This is a genomic window from Acinetobacter sp. GQ146 (assembly GCF_059758585.1).
Map to the genome: position 1 here is coordinate 170,977 of NZ_JCAXDV010000008.1, position 15,803 is coordinate 186,779.

Consider the following 15,803-nt stretch of genomic DNA (forward strand, 5'->3'; position numbering starts at 1 on the left):
TTTTTATCTGCCGTTTTAAATCTTTTTAAGCCTTAGGAATGAATTGCTTTTTCAGCGTAGACAGCCCAGCCGCAATGACCGTTTGATCATAGCAACGCGCTTCTGAAAGTGCAAAAGGATGAAATGGCTCAGAGGTAAGGACTTCTTCTATATGTGCCACAACATTCATATGACACACCACTACAATCGACTCATACGGTAAATGAGACAACCATTCAACAGCAACCTGCGCATCATCATCTGGTTTAATTGCATTACACAATAAAACGGGCACACCTTTAAAATAAGTCTGAATATGCGCCAAGGTTTCTTGCGCCCTTAATAATGGACTAACAATAAAAATATCAGGTTGCACTAAATCTTTTAAGAAATCTGCAGTTTCTTGAGCTTGTTGATGACCACGCGCTGTCAATGGACGTTTAAGATCATTACCATCAATAGGTGGCGAAGCTTCACCATGACGGACTAATGTAAGCAACATAATATTTCCTTATTATTTCAGAGCACTCAACCGATGTTTTAAAAATAGTTGGTGCTCATTTATGAAGTATATACAGTATTTATGACAATTCTAATGCATTCAATGAATTAAACTTAAACCGCATGATGTGGCAAAACAAACTCCACATCACTACGATGTCCATTTTTCATTAAGGATACCGCAATAGATAACGGTGGAGCCCCTTCAAAAATCACATCATATAAAGCACAAGTAATTGGCATATAGACATCAAGTTCCTGAGCACGAGCTTTCACCTGCACAACGGTATTAATCCCTTCCGCGGTTTGTCCAAGTTCCTTGGTGGCCTGTTCTAAAGTTTTCCCCTTACCCAAGGCATAACCGATTTGATAATTGCGACTCAAAGGACTATTACAGGTGGCAAATAAATCACCGACCCCCGACAAGCCCAAGAATGTTAGCGGGTTTGCACCAAGCTTTACCGCAAAACGACTCATTTCTGCCAAAGCACGGGTTAGAATCATACTCTTGGTATTTTCTCCCACGTTAAAAGCAGCAGCCATGCCCATAGCGACCGCATAAATATTTTTTAAGGCGCCACCCAATTCAACGCCATGCACATCATCACTTGCAAAAACACGGAATAAAGCACTGTGTAATGCCTGTTGCACTGCATAACGCACTAACTCAGAATCACTCGCAATGACTGTACCTGCTGGTTGTCCAGCAACAATCTCTTTGGCCAAATTAGGCCCAGAAAGCACACCAAAAGGCACTTCTGGCAATTCTTGCTGAATAATATCGCTCATAAAGCAAAAGGTATTTGCTTCAATACCCTTGGTTAAAGAGATCACGGCTTGCGAACTAATATAGGGACGAATTTGCTTCAGAACGTCACGGAACGAATGACTCGGGATCGCCACCAAGATAATATCTCGATCTCGAACGGCTTTTTCTACATCTGAAACAGCAACCAGACCTGGTTCTAGTTGAAAATCTGGCAAATAACGCTGATTGATATGCGTCCGATTAATTTCATCGGCAATAGCCTCATCACGAATCCAAATCATGGTGTCACAACCATTTCGTACTGCTGTATTTGCCATTGCAGTACCAAAACTACCACCACCCAATACGGTCACTCGTAATGCCGTTTTACGGTCAATTACAACAGGTTCAACCAAGTCACTAAAATTTAATTCAGACATTTATTTTTATATCCTAAAGCGTATTTCAAACTTATTTATTCCAATAACTCACATATTGTTCGGTATGAATTTCAGCACGCGCTGGAATCGCTTTGGCTGCTGTTCCAATATAAATAATACCAGAAACAAGATCTTGCGCTGTGAGCCCCAAGGCCTGTTTTAACAAGGTAGATTCAACCACCGCCCCACTCCGCCACATAGTCGAAAAACCTTGCGCTTGCAAAGACAGTAAGAAATTTTCAATGGCAGCACCGGTACTTAACGTCTGCTCAAAATAAGGAACTTTGGCGTGATCTTTAAACTGCGTTAAGGCCAAAACCAACACTGGCGCTCGAAATGGATGCTGCTTCACGCGATCTAATTGGACTGGATCTTGCTCACCAAGATCTGCGAGTGCATCTGATAACAATTGACCAAAAGCGGCTCTTTGTTCAGGCTCAATCACCACAAATCTGGTCGGCTTTAAGCGATGATGATCTGGTGCAGTCAATGCCGCTTGAAAAGCAAGTTCAAGTTGAGCTGCATTTGGAGCAGGCTCAACAAGATGTCCGATAGACTGACGTTGATGAATATTTTGGTGAATAAGGTCTGCTGTTAAATCCGTCATCGACTTTGAGATCTACACATTAATACTCCTGCAAGAGTATCACAATATTTTCATAATGCTCTAGCAGACTGAATAAATTGTCTTTATCGGCATTTTTTCACACAGCAGTAAAATAAAGCAGCACTTTTTATACATCTTCTTTGGTCATTATCATCAACACTATGTTGCAGTACTTCACTACAAAATGGGGAAAACATGAACAATAAATTTGCCTTGAGTGCAGCTATTTTAGGCTCAATTTTACTATCTGCATGTGCCACAACACCGACATCATCCACGGTAATTCAAAAAGAAAATAATCAATTTGAGGTTACCGGTCTGGGTAAAACCAGCATTATTTCCAAAAACAATGCGGTCGCAGCAGCCAATAAAACCTGCAAAAACTCAACACCAATCGTGGTGAGTGAAAAAACCGAATACAATGGTTCGCTCAAAGGTGTTGTAGATGACCAAACAGGTCAAATGATTCAAGCAGCTGCTGATGTCATTGGCAGTATTGCAGGCACCAATACCAGCATTTCAAAAGATACCGATTATCAAACCGTTGTGACTTTTTACTGCAAAGCCAATTAAGTCCAACACTCAAAAGAAATCCATAAAAAAAGGCTAGTATTTACTAGCCTTTTTCTCGTTTTTAGCAAAAATTAGCAATAACCTTCCAAACGAGTTAACGGTAATTTCTGTCCAATCGCTTTTTCAATCTCTGGCAAATGAAATGCATCATCTTCTGAAAGAAAGCTAATGCTTACCCCACGTGTTCCTGCACGTCCCGTACGACCAATACGGTGTACGTAATCATCCGACTGTTCAGGTAAAGTAAAGTTCACTACATGCGATACGCCATCAACATGAATACCACGACCCGCCACATCGGTGGCAATCATGATGTTGTGCTTACCATGTTTAAACTGGTCTAGCATTTTGAGTCGCTTGTCTTGGGCAATTTCACCAGACAGCATCACAACTTTATAACCATCACGCTTCAAGGTGTCATATAACTTACGGACTTGATCACGACGATTGGCAAAAATCATGACTTTTTCAATTGGCTCATCACGCAAGATATCTTGCAGCAATTTATATTTATCCGTCTTCGCAACCATATATACACGCTGCTCAACATCAGCATTGGTTTTCTTTTCTGGCTCAATTTCCACAGTTACCGGTTCAAATAACCACTGTTGTGCCAAATTCAAAACATCATAGCTAAAAGTCGCAGAGAACATGAGGGTTTGGCGCTGCTCTTTACGCGGAGAATAACGCACAATACGTTTCACCGAAGGAATAAAGCCCATATCCAATAAACGGTCGGCTTCATCAATCACTAAAAACTCGATTTGATCGAGCCATACTTCTTTTTGTTCAACGAAATCAATCAGACGACCTGGTGTCGCCACAATAATATCGACAAAATTTTTGTCGAGCTGTGCTTTTTGCTTATCGAAATCTACACCACCCAACAAAGTCACCAAATGCAGATCGGTAAATTTAGTGAGATGTTTCGCATCACTCTCGATTTGTAAAGCTAACTCACGTGTTGGAGCTAAAATCAGTGCACGTGGCTCACCACGAAAACGCTGCTCTTTAATTGGATTGTTCAGCAAGTCATTAATCACACTCACCAAAAATGCAGCAGTTTTGCCTGTTCCTGTTTGTGCACGCCCAATCGCATCATGTCCAGCCAAAGTAAACTTCAGTACCTTCTGCTGGATTGGTGTCATTTCCTTAAACCCCAAAGCATCAATCGCTTGTTTAAGTTGAGGATGTAAATTTAGGGTTTCAAAACCAGATGACATAAATACTTGCTCAAACTAATGAATAAAGAAAAGACGAGGGCTTATTATAAACAAAAAACGCCCCAATAGACATTGGGGCGTTTCGAAGATTCTTTAGCGTATTAGTCTAAAGGTTGAACTTCTTCAGCTTGGAAGCCTTTTTGGCCTTTTACAACACTGAATTCAACACGTTGGCCGTCACGAAGTGAACGGTGGCCTTCGCCTTGAATTGCACGGAAGTGAACAAATACATCATCACCGCCATTGCGTTGAATAAAACCAAAACCTTTAGTGTCGTTGAACCATTTAACTACGCCTTGTTCACGAGCTGTCATAAGTTAATCCTCATTGTATTTAAAAGAAGGACCACCCGGTGTTGCAAACAGCAGAGCAAACAAGGTTTAAAAACATTTATTATTTCTAAGCTTGTAATCATTCTGTATAACTATTAACAAAATCCCGGTTACATCCATTTGTAGTGTAGGGTTTTAAAACAATGTAAAGTTGCGATAAATCCTCAATACGGCATCGAGCTTAACATGGGTTTGTGACAATTAATAGAATTTTTTTCACTTAATTCAGCTAAAGATTAAGTAATTTTTTTTAGATGCATATTTTAGATCAATATAAACATTCATATAGTTTTACTATGTTTTTATTTGGGGTTTGGCATTAAATTTGCTAATATTTTAACAGTATATTTCTGCAACCTCACTCAGTATGACGAAACAGACCGAATGTGAGCTGATTATTGATGCAATGGGTAAGCCTTGCCCCATGCCATTATTGATGCTTAAACGTTCCCTAAAAAATTCACCTTCACATCGGATTTTACTCAAATCTTCCGATCCGCATAGTCAAATTGATGTGACACGTTATTGTCAGATGCATCAGTTAAGCTGTGAAGTGAGAAAAATTTCAGAGCATGAATACCATTACTTAATTGAATCTTAATTATTTTCAGTTAGACTCAATGGTTTCAATTTGGCATAAAAAATTACATAACGCTACCCAAATTTCCTTAATGTGTGAGCTTATTGGCATTAATATGAAAGGTAGTGGAACATCAATGTCCAATTTTATAAGGAGTACCTATGAGTGACAGCAGCAATCAATTGATGCCCCTGTCATTATCTGCGCCAGGTGTAAACCTTGGGGCATATATTAGTACTGTCAATCAGATTCCGATTTTAACAGCTGAACAAGAAAAAGAGTTGGCTGAGCGTTACTACTACGACCAAGACCTTGATGCTGCTAAAATGCTGGTAATGTCGCATTTGCGTTTCGTTGTTCATATTGCACGAAGTTATGCAGGTTATGGCTTGCCACAAGGTGATTTAATTCAAGAAGGCAACTTAGGCTTAATGAAAGCTGTGAAACGTTTTGACCCGAACATGGGCGTGCGTTTAGTGTCTTTTGCGGTACACTGGATTAAAGCTGAAATTCATGAATATGTGATTCGTAATTGGCGAATTGTTAAAATTGCCACCACCAAAGCGCAACGTAAATTATTCTTTAATTTACGCAGTCTGAAAAAATCGAGTAAGAAACTGACCTTAGAAGAAGCGCAGTCGATTGCTAATGATTTGAATGTGACGCCAGAACAAGTGCTAGAAATGGAAGGCCGTCTTACCGCCTATGATGCTGCTTTTGAAGCGCAAGGTGATGACGATGATGAAGGTTCAACGCATGTTGCTCCTGCCTTGTATTTAGAAGACAACCGTTATGATCCTGCCCGTTTGGTTGAAAACGAAGACTATGAAGAACAAAGTACTTCCGCTTTGCATGAAGCCATGGAGCAACTCGACGATCGCTCACGTAATATTTTACAGCGCCGCTGGTTAGATGATGATAAATCAACCCTACATGAATTGGCTGCTGAATATAATGTTTCTGCTGAACGTATTCGCCAATTAGAGAAAAATGCGATGGAAAAAATCAAAATCGCAATGTCTTCAAATTAATTCTGCTGTTCAAATTTTTAAAGGGTATAACTTTCGGGTTATGCCCTTTTTTATTTGCGATAGCACAATGTCACATTTCGCTTTTTTCACTAGGGCAGAATATGCTAAGGTTATGCGCAAATTTGTTTAGGTCTCATAGCTTATGTGGATCGCAATCTCAGCACTCAATTTAGCCATTGCTGTCATGTTAGGTGCTTTTGGCGCACATGGCTTAAAAGCCCGTGCAACTGAGGCTCAATTGGCTTGGTGGCAAACCGCGACAGATTATTTTTTCTATCATGCTTTGGGCTTATTGATGCTCGCGATTTTGGCAAAAGTCGTTCCTCTGCTGCCGATTAAAGTGAGTTTCACCCTCATTCAAGTTGGAATTTTCTTCTTTTGTGGCTCACTGTATGTGATGGCTTTGGGTTTACCTCGTGGTTTGGGTGCCATTACCCCAATTGGCGGAGCATTGATGATTGCTGGATGGTTGGTCTTAGCGTGGAATGCCTACAAATACGCCAAATAGGTCAAAACTTGTTGGAAATAATGACATGCAAATTTTTCTGAACGGTGAAGCAAAAGACACCACGTGCTGCAATCTATTACAACTGATTCAAGAATTAGAATTAGAAGGTAAACGTTTTGCAGTCGAACACAATGAAATGATTATTTCAAAATCTAAACTCGAACAAACCCCTATTTGTGATCAAGATCGCATTGAAATTATTCATGCCGTTGGTGGCGGCTAATTTGGAGCTCCCATGGAAGATACCCCTCTTATTGTCGGTTCAAGAACCTTTAACTCACGTTTGTTGGTGGGTACGGGTAAATATAAAGATTTAAATGAAACTGATTTAGCCATTCAAGCCAGTGGTGCAGAAATTGTTACTGTCGCCATTCGCCGCGTCAATATTGGCCAGCATCCCGATCAGCCCAATTTGCTTTCGGTTATTCCACCTGAAAAATATACGATTTTGCCAAATACCGCAGGTTGTTTTGATGCCAATAGTGCGATACGCACCTGTATGTTGGCACGGGAACTATTAGATGGTCACAATTTGGTCAAGCTTGAAGTTCTCGGTGATGAAAAAACGCTTTACCCCAACATTACCGAAACCCTTAAAGCTGCCCGCACCTTGATTGACGATGGTTTTGAAATCATGGTCTACACTTCTGATGACCCTATTGTGGCGCAAGAATTGGAAAGCATGGGTTGTGTAGCAATTATGCCTTTAGGTAGTTTAATTGGCTCGGGTTTGGGGATTTTAAACCCACACACGATTTCGATTATTAAAGAAAATGCCAAAGTTCCAGTGTTAGTCGATGCTGGTGTAGGAACAGCCAGTGACGCTGCAATTGCCATGGAACTCGGTTGTGACGGTGTATTGATGAATACCGCGATTGCTGCTGCGCAAAACCCGGTGTTAATGGCATCTGCCATGAAAAAAGCGGTAGAAGCAGGACGTGAAGCATTCCTCGCTGGGCGTATGCCGCGCAAACGCATGGCAAATGCCAGTTCACCAGAAACGGGCTATTTCTTTAAATAAAATGTGTAGTAAAGGATTCCTCGGAATCCTTTTCTTTTTAAGAATAAATATAGAGTCAATTACATGATAAAAACCATTCTACCTTTATGCTGCTTGGGTTTCTGTATCCCTAGCTTTGCAGCAACACCCTCTTCAAGCTTCAGTCCATTCATTCCTAAAAATTGGAAAATCATTGAAACCGTTACAGGGGATCTCAACCGTGATGGTCTAAATGATAGCGTTTTGGTTATTGAAGACAATAATCCGGAAAATGTGATTGCGAATGCGGGTTTAGGCAGTGATCGCTTAAATCTGAATCCGAGAAAACTATTAGTGCTATTTCAAACAGCACAGGGTTATCAACTGATCACTGAAAACGACTCACTTCCAACTGAGAATGACGAAGAATCCCCTTGCTTGGCTGACCCAATGGAAGATGGCGGGATAAGTATTCATAAAGACATACTTAAAATCAATCTGCATTATTGGCTCAGTTGTGGTTCTTGGTATGTCACCAATAACAGTTTTAGTTTTCGCTATCAAAATAATGCCATGCACCTGATCGGCTTTGATCAAAGCGAGTTTCATCGTGCTTCTGGGGATCAATCCTCTCGCAGCATCAATTTTTCGACAGGAAAAGTGAAAACCACGACTGGAGAAAATGAGTTCGCGGAGTCTACTCAGCCTGTTCAAGTCAAGTGGAGCAAGCTCCAACAAACCTACAATCTAAAACTAGAACAAATTGATTTTAATGAACCACCTGAATTTAAATAAAAAAAACGCCTCAATAGAGGCGTTTTTCTATTTTCAAGAATTGATTAAGGAATCAAACCCTCATCGCGCATCGCCATTTGTACCGACTGGCGCTCTGCGACTTTATTACGAATAGCAATGATATTTTTATACGGCGTCAAATCATGCTCAATGGCATTTGACCAGTTTGTCAGCACAAATAAATAAGCATCGGCAGGTCCAAAGTTATCATCAACCAAATAATCATTGTCTGAATCTGCAATGGCTTGATCGATATAACTGAGTAAACGATCAATTTCTGCATAGGCTTTGGTTTTGGCTTCTTCCGACAAAGGTCCGCAGAATAATACGGCATAGGCATCATGCAATTCTGAGTTGAGATAACCCAACCACTCGAGTACCTTGGCACGGCCTAGACCTGAGGGTGGAATCAAATCCTGCTTGGGATCATGCTGCGCTAAGAAGGGTAAAATCGCCACATTTTCAGTCAAAATTAACCCTGGGTTGATTTCGAGTGCAGGCACATAACCTTTTGGGTTAATTGCATAATAATCTTCACCTTTTTCTGTTTTATGTGTTTTTAGGTCTACGCGAACCAGATCAAAATCGACATTAATTTCATTTAGAATAATATGTGCTGCTAATGAAGATGCACCTGGGGAATAATAAAGCTTCATATATAATCCTTGTTATCGAACTCTTCAATTTTTTAAATGCCTTCAGACAAACTTTCAAGCGCTCAGACCTGTAAATTGCAAAAAAGCGTAACGACTTATAAATAGTACTTCTTGAATATTGTTCAATTTTTACAATTTTTCAAGACAATCTCGTGTGCTTTTTTATTGTTAGATGTTTTAACATACACATTCTTTAAATTTCATGAAATGTTGTAGTGATTAGCCTTAAAAGAACAGAATGGTTTTCGAATATTCGTACTGATGTGCTTGCGGGTATTGTGGTTGGTCTAGCACTAATTCCTGAATCGATAGCTTTTTCAGCAATTGCAGGTGTAGACCCTCAAGTCGGTTTATATGCATCGTTCTGTATAGCCGTCAGTATTGCTTTTTTTGGTGGTCGCCCTGCCATGATTTCGGCAGCTACAGGTGCAATGGCGCTGCTGATGATTACCCTCGTCAAAGAACATGGGCTTCAATATTTATTTGCAACCACCATTTTAACGGGTCTGATTCAAATTATTGCAGGCTACTTTAAAGTCGCAAAACTGATGCGCTTTGTTTCTCAATCTGTGGTTTACGGTTTTGTGAATGCCCTAGCAATCCTTATTTTTGTGGCACAAATTCCTGAAATCCAGAAAATGGACTGGATTGGTTATACCTTTGTTGCTTTAGGCTTGCTGATCGTTTATCTATTTCCTTATCTTCCTAAAATTGGCAAATTACTGCCTGCCCCACTGGTTTGTATCATTTTACTCAGCCTAGTGGCACTGGTTTTTGGTGCAGACATGCGAACCGTCAGTGATTTAGGTCAATTCCCAGATACACTACCTGTATTTTTAGTGCCTGAAATTCCGCTTAATCTGGAAACGTTAAAGATTATTTTCCCTTATGCCATCACCTTAGCCACCGTAGGTTTACTGGAAACCATGATGACGACCACCATCGTGAATGACGTCACAGGCACCGAGGGTGATCGTCATAAGGAATGTCGTGGTCAAGGTTATGCCAATATTGTCAGTGGTTTTATGGGCGGTATGGCAGGCTGCGCGATGATTGGTCAGTCGATTATTAACGTGAGTTCAGGAGCGCGTACGCGACTCTCAACCTTAGTGGCAGGTGTGTTCTTACTCTGTCTGGTGGTGTTTTTAAAAGACTGGCTGGCGTATATTCCAATGGCGGCACTGGTGGCTATTATGATTATGGTGTCCTTTACCACTTTTAATTGGGATTCAGTCAAGCAATTTAATAAGCATCCGAAGCAAAGTAACATTGTCATGCTCAGCGTCGTGGTGATTGTATTGGCGACCCACAATCTAGCCTTAGGTGTTTTTGTTGGGGTCTGTCTCTCTGCCCTGTTCCTTGTGAACAAACTGGAAAGTGAAGTTAAAGTCCAAGCGCTACAGATCAATGCCGATACACTTGAATATCGCATTTCAGGACAAATTTTCTTTAGCAGCTCGGAAAAATTCTATCAATTCTTTGATTTTTCGACTCCTGCCAAACGCGTCATTCTCGATTTAACTCATGCCCATGTTTGGGACATTACTTCGGTGAATATGCTGAATACCGTGGTACAAAAGTTTCGAGATCAGGGAGTTAACATTGAGGTGGTGGGTTTGAATGAAGCCAGTAGCACTTTGATAGACCGCTATAATCCGCTTTAAATCCTATTTCATATTAAAAAGAGTTGGTTAGACCAGCTCTTTTTTTGCTTAGTGCTAAGAAATTTGTAAGCTCTAGATCATCTCCCAAGCCAGTTTCTACTGGATGAACTTCACGCTGACAAAATCAAAAACAATTTAATTGCCGAAATAACGGTAAAAAATTTGACTTGCCAGTCTCAGGATTTAAAATACCGCTTTCGAATTTTTACATTTGCCAAAGTTATGTCAACCGATCTATTAGAACCGCAAGTCGTCGAGCTAGACAACTTAAATGAGCATCGTGAAATTGTGACTTATATGCGTCGCTCTGCTCCGCTGAATACTTCTCAACGTACTGCGCTTGAACAATATGGTCACTTAATTTTGGAATATCCAGTAGGTGATTTGCGTCAGCATTTTGAACACCCTGAACGTCCTTTGACTGTTGAAATCGGCTTTGGTATGGGTCGTTCACTGGTGCTTATGGCGAAAGCCAATCCAGAACGTAACTTTGTTGGTATTGAAGTACACATTCCTGGGATTGCGCAATGCGTGTATGAAGCAGGTATGGCTGAACTGAAAAACTTACGCGTTTTAGATGCCGATGCGATTCAAGTCCTTCGTGAAATGCCTGACAATAGTATTAACTGTGTGCAGTTATATTTCCCAGATCCATGGCAGAAAAAACGTCATTTCAAACGTCGTTTCGTTTCACATGACCGTATGCCATTGGTTGAGCAAAAGTTGGAAATGGGTGGTACATTCCACGCAGCCACTGACTGGGAACCGTATGCAGAGTGGATGCTGGATGTATTAGACAACCGTCCAAATCTTGAAAATATGGCAGGTAAAGGCAATAGCTACCCGCGTCCAGAATGGCGTCCACAAACCAAATTTGAACGTCGTGGCTTGGAAGCTGGTCACAAAATTAACGACTTTATTTTCAAGAAAATTAAGTAATTTATCTCAGTAAGATTTTTCTCAAGCATGCTGCACTGCATGCTTGAGATTCCCCTCTCAATTTCACGCCAACGCTTAGGCTTGATGTCGCTGCATAATCTGCTGACTCATTAAGGCATATACTTCAGCCAAATCAGGTCGTTGCAATTCCGCTAAAATTGACTGATGCATCTGTAAAATATTCACATCACCGCGTACTGCCGGGCCCGTCTGCATATTTTTGGGATCATTCTGTGTGGCTTTGGCTGCTGTTTCCAAAATCAACGGATACAACAGACTAAAATCAACCTGTGTCTGATCGACAATCTGCTTGCTCATGTCATAACAGTAATTAGTAAAATTACAGGCAAACACGGCTGCCAAATGCAAACTTAAACGTTGTTGCGAACTATAGGCATAGACACGTTCACTGAGTTGTTGCGCCAGTTGCAGTAAAAGCGCTTGATCTGCTGCGTGTACTGCTTCCACAAAAAGTGGGGTGTGCTGCCAGTCAATTTCACGCTCAAGACTAAACGTCTGTAAAGGATAAAATACGCCCGAACGTGGGTGATAGTGCTGCAATCGCTGAAGATCGGTACTGCCCGAAGTATGTACAATCAGCACATTTGGCAATAACGGGGCAATTTCTGCAATCACCGTAGTAATGGATTGATCACTCACCGCAAGAATCAACAGGTCAATCTCTGGATTTAACTCGCTAAACGAAGGACAAGCGTGTGCTGCCACATGCGTAGCCAAACGCTGTGATTTTTCCCAAGTCCGACTATAAATTTGTACAATTTGATGTTGTTGCTTTAAAACAGAGGCCAAATGGGAGGCAACGCGCCCTGCACCGATAAAACTAATTCGCATATTTGCTTACTCTTCCTTTCTGCTGTAAGCATGCCAATAAAAAAAGGACGAAGCAATTCGTCCTTTCTATTTCAATGCAGTTTCTGATCAGTTAAAAACATTGTTCAGATAAACAATACGCTCTGAAGTTTTTTGATTAAAACACTTGGTGTATTGCATGTCCTGATTTTGTTCCTTCATGTTCGCATCCCAATAATCGTGATGCTGTTGATAGGTTTCACGATCTTTTTCGGGAATATTATAAAGGCTCGTTTGCGCAATCACTTTACAGTCTACATCCCGTTTTTCAAACCAATCGGACTGGTCTTGTTGCAACTGGGCTTTTTGCTCACTGGTAAAATGATCCCAAGTTTGATTCAAACGCTCCACCACTTTTGCTTGATCGGTATTCAGCTCTTTTTGACGGATATCCATCGATTTCTGTGCCAGTTCTTGTTGTGCTGCTTCTTCTTGAGCATTGGCTTCCTGTCTATCTGTCATATCTCGATTTTCAGCTTCATAAGCAGCAAGTTGTACCGCTTTTTCTGTAATAAAGACTAATCCCTCTATCACATTATTTTCTTTGGGTAACTGGAGTTGAATGCCCTCTTTATCCGTTTTAATCAGCTCATAATTAAATGATCCTTTCAACTGATCTTTCTGCAAGCTCAAACCATACGCTTCACTTTCCAGTAAATCATTCAAGGTGTCATAGCGATCACAATCACATTCTTCGGTTTTATATGCATTTTCAGCACGTTGCTGCAACCCTTTCGGCATTTTCACAATCAGCTCGCTACGGCATTCCAGTTGCTTTGCGGTTTCTGGTTGTTCAGTCACTGTGGTAATATTTTTCACTTCAAAATGAATATTCTGGGTGATGGTATCGGTCAGGTGTTTATCTGCCTGATAATAGCTAGAGTCACGTAAAGCTTTATCCAGTTTTTTCAGATAGTCTTGCTGTAGCGCAGTCTTAATCTCTGTTAACTTTGCTTCATTGCTACAGTCCCATTCATTGACTGCGGGCACAGCTGGTTCTGCTTCAGCATTGTCTTTCTTTCCTTTAAAGAAATCACACCCCGTGAGAAGCATGCTGCTACACAAGGTTACAAAAACTAAAGTATTGCTTAATTTATTCATATAAAGCCTGTTATATGTTGTTATTTTTCGAGGCGTATTTAAGCAAATTTAGGCTAAAAAAACGAGTATCTATACCGTGAAAGATTTTCAGGCATCAAAAAAAGGGGCGATGCAGCCCCTTTTTTTGAATGGTTTTGAGATCAATTAAAAAGTTTTATTGACGCTAATACCAACACTAAAATTACGCCCATCGGCAGGTTCAAAATAACGCCCATTACTGTCATTCACAATCACTGAACCGACATAGTTACGGTCAAACAAATTATCGACTCGCGCATAAGTATTGATTTTCCAGTCTTGATTCACCCATAAATAGCCGATGTTTGCCGCCACCACGGTATAGCTCGGTGCAGTATCAGAGTTGATATCATCGACATAAATTTTATCCATATAGCGTGCGTCTAAGCCGGCCTGAAAACCCTGCTCAGGTTGCCATGCCAAAGCTACAAAGGCTTGGTTTTTAGCAATCCCTGGGATATAAGTCCCCTTCTGAATCAGTGGCTTGGTGGTGGTCGCAGGAATATCTGCATCAAAGGTCGCGTCCAAATAACTATAGCTGGTTCGAATATTCAAGGCTTGCCAGAGTTGCTTTTGCCATGATAGTTCTAAGCCTTCACGTAAAGTTTTTTCCGCATTACGGAAGGTACTGCGCCCGCCATTGGCATCATCAGGCACAATGTCATCTTGGGTTTCAATATGAAACGCTGCGAAGCTAAACTGTCCCAGTACATTTTGAGATTTCAAACCCAACTCATAGCTATCACTGCTTGAAGGCTTTAAATCAAAGTTAATACCTGACGTTCCCACCGTCGGATACGCCATCTCAGTAAAAGTTGGTGTTTCAAAGCCTTTGCCATAACTGGCATAAGCATACAACTCAGGTAATACTTCCCAACCCAACGCCACGGTAGGCAATAGTTTTTGATAGTCGGTACTGCCACTATCGTCGCCATTACCTGCCACAATATACTGATCTTCAGATTTGTAATTGACATTGCTATAGCGTAAACCTGCATCTAGATGCCATTGCGGTAAAAACTGCCACGAGGCTTGAATGTACGGATCGAGATTCCATAAAGTATTGATTTCATCTCTTCGTAAATCCCCTTTTACTCCATAACGCCCCATTGCATCATAGTTTTCATATCCTTGACGATCTTCACGCATTTGGTCGAATGCCAAACCCGCAATCACGGTGGTATTCGGCAGTAGTTCCTTACCTGTCCAACGGAAGTCTGCACCGTAGTAATCCCGATCAAAATCAATCACACCGCCTGCATGACGCGGATTTTTTTGTGCACTGCTTGGAATGGACTGATATTGCACCACTTGACGATTGCCCAAATAGAACATGGCATAGAGTTCGTTTTGGTCATTCAGCGGTTTGCTCCACGTCAACCCTGTCTGAGTCTGATCAATACTTTTACGTACATCATAGATATTTTGACTGTCATTGACCTGTTGTGGATTGGCTTGCCATTGTTCCCGCTTTAAACCTTGTGGATCATCCGCTTCAATTTTCACTCGGTTCATGAGCCAGTTGATTTTGCTGCCATCATCTAATTTCCACGTTAGCTTGGCATTATTCAGTACTTTTTGCGCTGCACTGTGGTCACGGAAACCATCTGTGTCGAAATAAGATGAGCTGATGACATATGCAGGCTGATTGGCTTGATCTGAGCCACCTTGTAATTGAATATTGGCTTGTTGCTTGTGATGGCTACCCGCATTGAACCCAACTTGAATGGAATCTTGACCTTGCCCTTCTTTGGTCTGGGTCAAAATTGTGCCACCCGATGAGTTGCCATAAATGGATGAAAAGGGTCCGGTCAAAACTTCAATATTGTCTAGGCTGTCTAAATCAATATTGGAACTCTGCCCCTGACCATCGGGCATGGTGGCGGGAATACCATCGACATATAAGCGAATGCCGCGCACACCGAAGGTTGAACGTGCGCCAAAGCCCCGCATGGAGATTTGCAAATCTTGGGCATAATTTTCACGATTGTTGATTTGCAAACCCGCAACGCCTTGTAACAGCTCTGAGACATTCACATTGGCATTTTTTTGCGCTTGTGGCGCTTGCACTTTCTGGATTGACGCTGAGGTCTGCAACAATTCACTGTCTGTTCGAACCGCTTGGACTTTAATCACGGGAAGTTGATATTCCGTTGTCTCTTGAGCATGCAGAACCATCGACTGCAAGATCACAGCAGTCAATAACGCATATTGAAAGGGAAATGGAGTCGTATTGAGTAGTCTCACAAGATATCCTTT

The 15,803-nt window shown here is 41.2% G+C and carries 18 protein-coding genes; 9 read left to right on the forward strand and 9 right to left on the reverse strand.

From position 1 onward, the window contains the following. Positions 1-25: 25 nt before the first annotated feature. The 3 genes from AC6CHI_RS13485 to AC6CHI_RS13495 form a co-directional block, all read right to left on the reverse strand. On the reverse strand, positions 26-481 hold the full coding sequence (locus AC6CHI_RS13485; protein ID WP_498121860.1) for a SixA phosphatase family protein: 456 nt from the start codon (positions 479-481) through the stop codon (positions 26-28). A gap of 113 nt (positions 482-594) precedes the next feature. Further along, entirely contained in the window at positions 595-1,668 is a 1,074-nt protein-coding gene (locus AC6CHI_RS13490; protein WP_458892277.1) for an NAD(P)H-dependent glycerol-3-phosphate dehydrogenase, read from the reverse strand. Between the two features lie 31 nt (positions 1,669-1,699). Next, complete coding sequence (locus tag AC6CHI_RS13495; RefSeq protein ID WP_458892276.1) at positions 1,700-2,275, reverse strand: nitroreductase family protein; 576 nt, start codon at positions 2,273-2,275, stop codon at positions 1,700-1,702. 195 nt (positions 2,276-2,470) lie between these two features. On the opposite strand from AC6CHI_RS13495, the gene AC6CHI_RS13500 reads away from it, so the two are divergent. Further along, the gene (locus tag AC6CHI_RS13500) at positions 2,471-2,848 is read left to right on the forward strand and encodes a hypothetical protein (protein ID WP_498121862.1); all 378 of its coding nucleotides are present in this window, start codon (positions 2,471-2,473) and stop codon (positions 2,846-2,848) included. Positions 2,849-2,919: 71 nt separating this feature from the next. On the opposite strand, the gene rhlB is transcribed toward AC6CHI_RS13500, so the two are convergent. Then, positions 2,920-4,071, reverse strand: coding sequence for an ATP-dependent RNA helicase RhlB (rhlB, locus tag AC6CHI_RS13505; protein ID WP_458892274.1), 1,152 nt, complete (start codon positions 4,069-4,071; stop codon positions 2,920-2,922). Between the two features lie 101 nt (positions 4,072-4,172). Then, entirely contained in the window at positions 4,173-4,385 is a 213-nt protein-coding gene (locus AC6CHI_RS13510) for a cold-shock protein (RefSeq protein ID WP_005177104.1), read from the reverse strand. A gap of 385 nt (positions 4,386-4,770) precedes the next feature. Here AC6CHI_RS13510 and AC6CHI_RS13515 point away from each other — a divergent pair, with 385 nt between their 5' ends. The 6 genes from AC6CHI_RS13515 to AC6CHI_RS13540 all read left to right on the forward strand — a co-directional run bounded on the left by AC6CHI_RS13515 (position 4,771) and on the right by AC6CHI_RS13540 (position 8,296). Next, positions 4,771-5,004 (forward strand): sulfurtransferase TusA family protein, encoded by a 234-nt coding sequence (locus AC6CHI_RS13515; RefSeq protein WP_498121863.1) that lies wholly within the window; start codon positions 4,771-4,773, stop codon positions 5,002-5,004. Between the two features lie 140 nt (positions 5,005-5,144). Continuing rightward, a complete protein-coding gene (gene rpoH / locus AC6CHI_RS13520; protein ID WP_458892272.1) occupies positions 5,145-6,014 on the forward strand; it encodes an RNA polymerase sigma factor RpoH in 870 nt (289 codons plus the stop codon). A gap of 142 nt (positions 6,015-6,156) precedes the next feature. Further along, positions 6,157-6,522, forward strand: coding sequence for a DUF423 domain-containing protein (locus AC6CHI_RS13525; RefSeq protein WP_458892271.1), 366 nt, complete (start codon positions 6,157-6,159; stop codon positions 6,520-6,522). A gap of 25 nt (positions 6,523-6,547) precedes the next feature. Beyond that, the gene (gene thiS / locus AC6CHI_RS13530; protein WP_458892270.1) at positions 6,548-6,745 is read left to right on the forward strand and encodes a sulfur carrier protein ThiS; all 198 of its coding nucleotides are present in this window, start codon (positions 6,548-6,550) and stop codon (positions 6,743-6,745) included. Between the two features lie 12 nt (positions 6,746-6,757). Further along, positions 6,758-7,543 carry a thiazole synthase gene (locus AC6CHI_RS13535; protein WP_458892269.1) on the forward strand — a complete coding sequence of 262 codons (786 nt, stop codon included), beginning with the start codon at positions 6,758-6,760 and terminating at the stop codon, positions 7,541-7,543. A gap of 63 nt (positions 7,544-7,606) precedes the next feature. Beyond that, the gene (locus AC6CHI_RS13540) at positions 7,607-8,296 is read left to right on the forward strand and encodes a hypothetical protein (protein WP_498121864.1); all 690 of its coding nucleotides are present in this window, start codon (positions 7,607-7,609) and stop codon (positions 8,294-8,296) included. A gap of 44 nt (positions 8,297-8,340) precedes the next feature. On the opposite strand, the gene gstA is transcribed toward AC6CHI_RS13540, so the two are convergent. Beyond that, positions 8,341-8,952, reverse strand: coding sequence for a glutathione transferase GstA (gstA, locus tag AC6CHI_RS13545; protein ID WP_458892267.1), 612 nt, complete (start codon positions 8,950-8,952; stop codon positions 8,341-8,343). 215 nt (positions 8,953-9,167) lie between these two features. On the opposite strand from gstA, the gene AC6CHI_RS13550 reads away from it, so the two are divergent. Further along, positions 9,168-10,616, forward strand: a complete 1,449-nt coding sequence (locus tag AC6CHI_RS13550) for a SulP family inorganic anion transporter (RefSeq protein ID WP_498121865.1) — start codon at positions 9,168-9,170, stop codon at positions 10,614-10,616. 222 nt (positions 10,617-10,838) lie between these two features. Further along, positions 10,839-11,555: a tRNA (guanosine(46)-N7)-methyltransferase TrmB gene (gene trmB, locus AC6CHI_RS13555; RefSeq protein WP_458892265.1), complete on the forward strand. Its 717-nt coding sequence runs from the start codon at positions 10,839-10,841 to the stop codon at positions 11,553-11,555. 75 nt (positions 11,556-11,630) lie between these two features. On the opposite strand, the gene AC6CHI_RS13560 is transcribed toward trmB, so the two are convergent. The 3 genes from AC6CHI_RS13560 to AC6CHI_RS13570 all read right to left on the reverse strand — a co-directional run bounded on the left by AC6CHI_RS13560 (position 11,631) and on the right by AC6CHI_RS13570 (position 15,722). Then, positions 11,631-12,407, reverse strand: a complete 777-nt coding sequence (locus AC6CHI_RS13560; RefSeq protein ID WP_498121866.1) for a Rossmann-like and DUF2520 domain-containing protein — start codon at positions 12,405-12,407, stop codon at positions 11,631-11,633. 87 nt (positions 12,408-12,494) lie between these two features. Then, on the reverse strand, positions 12,495-13,526 hold the full coding sequence (locus tag AC6CHI_RS13565) for a DUF1311 domain-containing protein (protein WP_498121867.1): 1,032 nt from the start codon (positions 13,524-13,526) through the stop codon (positions 12,495-12,497). A 144-nt stretch (positions 13,527-13,670) separates the two neighbouring features. After that, positions 13,671-15,722, reverse strand: coding sequence for a TonB-dependent receptor domain-containing protein (locus tag AC6CHI_RS13570; protein WP_498121896.1), 2,052 nt, complete (start codon positions 15,720-15,722; stop codon positions 13,671-13,673). Positions 15,723-15,803 lie beyond the last annotated feature (81 nt).

Excerpts from the sequence above, each read along its gene's own strand:
- AC6CHI_RS13485 (WP_498121860.1), bottom strand. The coding sequence starts at position 481 with ATGTTGCTTACATTAGTCCGTCATGGTGAAGCTTCGCCACCTATTGAT.
- AC6CHI_RS13490 (WP_458892277.1), bottom strand. The coding sequence starts at position 1,668 with ATGTCTGAATTAAATTTTAGTGACTTGGTTGAACCTGTTGTAATTGAC.
- AC6CHI_RS13495 (WP_458892276.1), bottom strand. The coding sequence starts at position 2,275 with ATGACGGATTTAACAGCAGACCTTATTCACCAAAATATTCATCAACGT.
- AC6CHI_RS13500 (WP_498121862.1), top strand. The coding sequence starts at position 2,471 with ATGAACAATAAATTTGCCTTGAGTGCAGCTATTTTAGGCTCAATTTTA.
- rhlB (WP_458892274.1), bottom strand. The coding sequence starts at position 4,071 with ATGTCATCTGGTTTTGAAACCCTAAATTTACATCCTCAACTTAAACAA.
- AC6CHI_RS13510 (WP_005177104.1), bottom strand. The coding sequence starts at position 4,385 with ATGACAGCTCGTGAACAAGGCGTAGTTAAATGGTTCAACGACACTAAA.
- AC6CHI_RS13515 (WP_498121863.1), top strand. The coding sequence starts at position 4,771 with ATGACGAAACAGACCGAATGTGAGCTGATTATTGATGCAATGGGTAAG.
- rpoH (WP_458892272.1), top strand. The coding sequence starts at position 5,145 with ATGAGTGACAGCAGCAATCAATTGATGCCCCTGTCATTATCTGCGCCA.
- AC6CHI_RS13525 (WP_458892271.1), top strand. The coding sequence starts at position 6,157 with ATGTGGATCGCAATCTCAGCACTCAATTTAGCCATTGCTGTCATGTTA.
- thiS (WP_458892270.1), top strand. The coding sequence starts at position 6,548 with ATGCAAATTTTTCTGAACGGTGAAGCAAAAGACACCACGTGCTGCAAT.
- AC6CHI_RS13535 (WP_458892269.1), top strand. The coding sequence starts at position 6,758 with ATGGAAGATACCCCTCTTATTGTCGGTTCAAGAACCTTTAACTCACGT.
- AC6CHI_RS13540 (WP_498121864.1), top strand. The coding sequence starts at position 7,607 with ATGATAAAAACCATTCTACCTTTATGCTGCTTGGGTTTCTGTATCCCT.
- gstA (WP_458892267.1), bottom strand. The coding sequence starts at position 8,952 with ATGAAGCTTTATTATTCCCCAGGTGCATCTTCATTAGCAGCACATATT.
- trmB (WP_458892265.1), top strand. The coding sequence starts at position 10,839 with ATGTCAACCGATCTATTAGAACCGCAAGTCGTCGAGCTAGACAACTTA.
- AC6CHI_RS13560 (WP_498121866.1), bottom strand. The coding sequence starts at position 12,407 with ATGCGAATTAGTTTTATCGGTGCAGGGCGCGTTGCCTCCCATTTGGCC.
- AC6CHI_RS13565 (WP_498121867.1), bottom strand. The coding sequence starts at position 13,526 with ATGAATAAATTAAGCAATACTTTAGTTTTTGTAACCTTGTGTAGCAGC.
- AC6CHI_RS13570 (WP_498121896.1), bottom strand. The coding sequence starts at position 15,722 with ATGGTTCTGCATGCTCAAGAGACAACGGAATATCAACTTCCCGTGATT.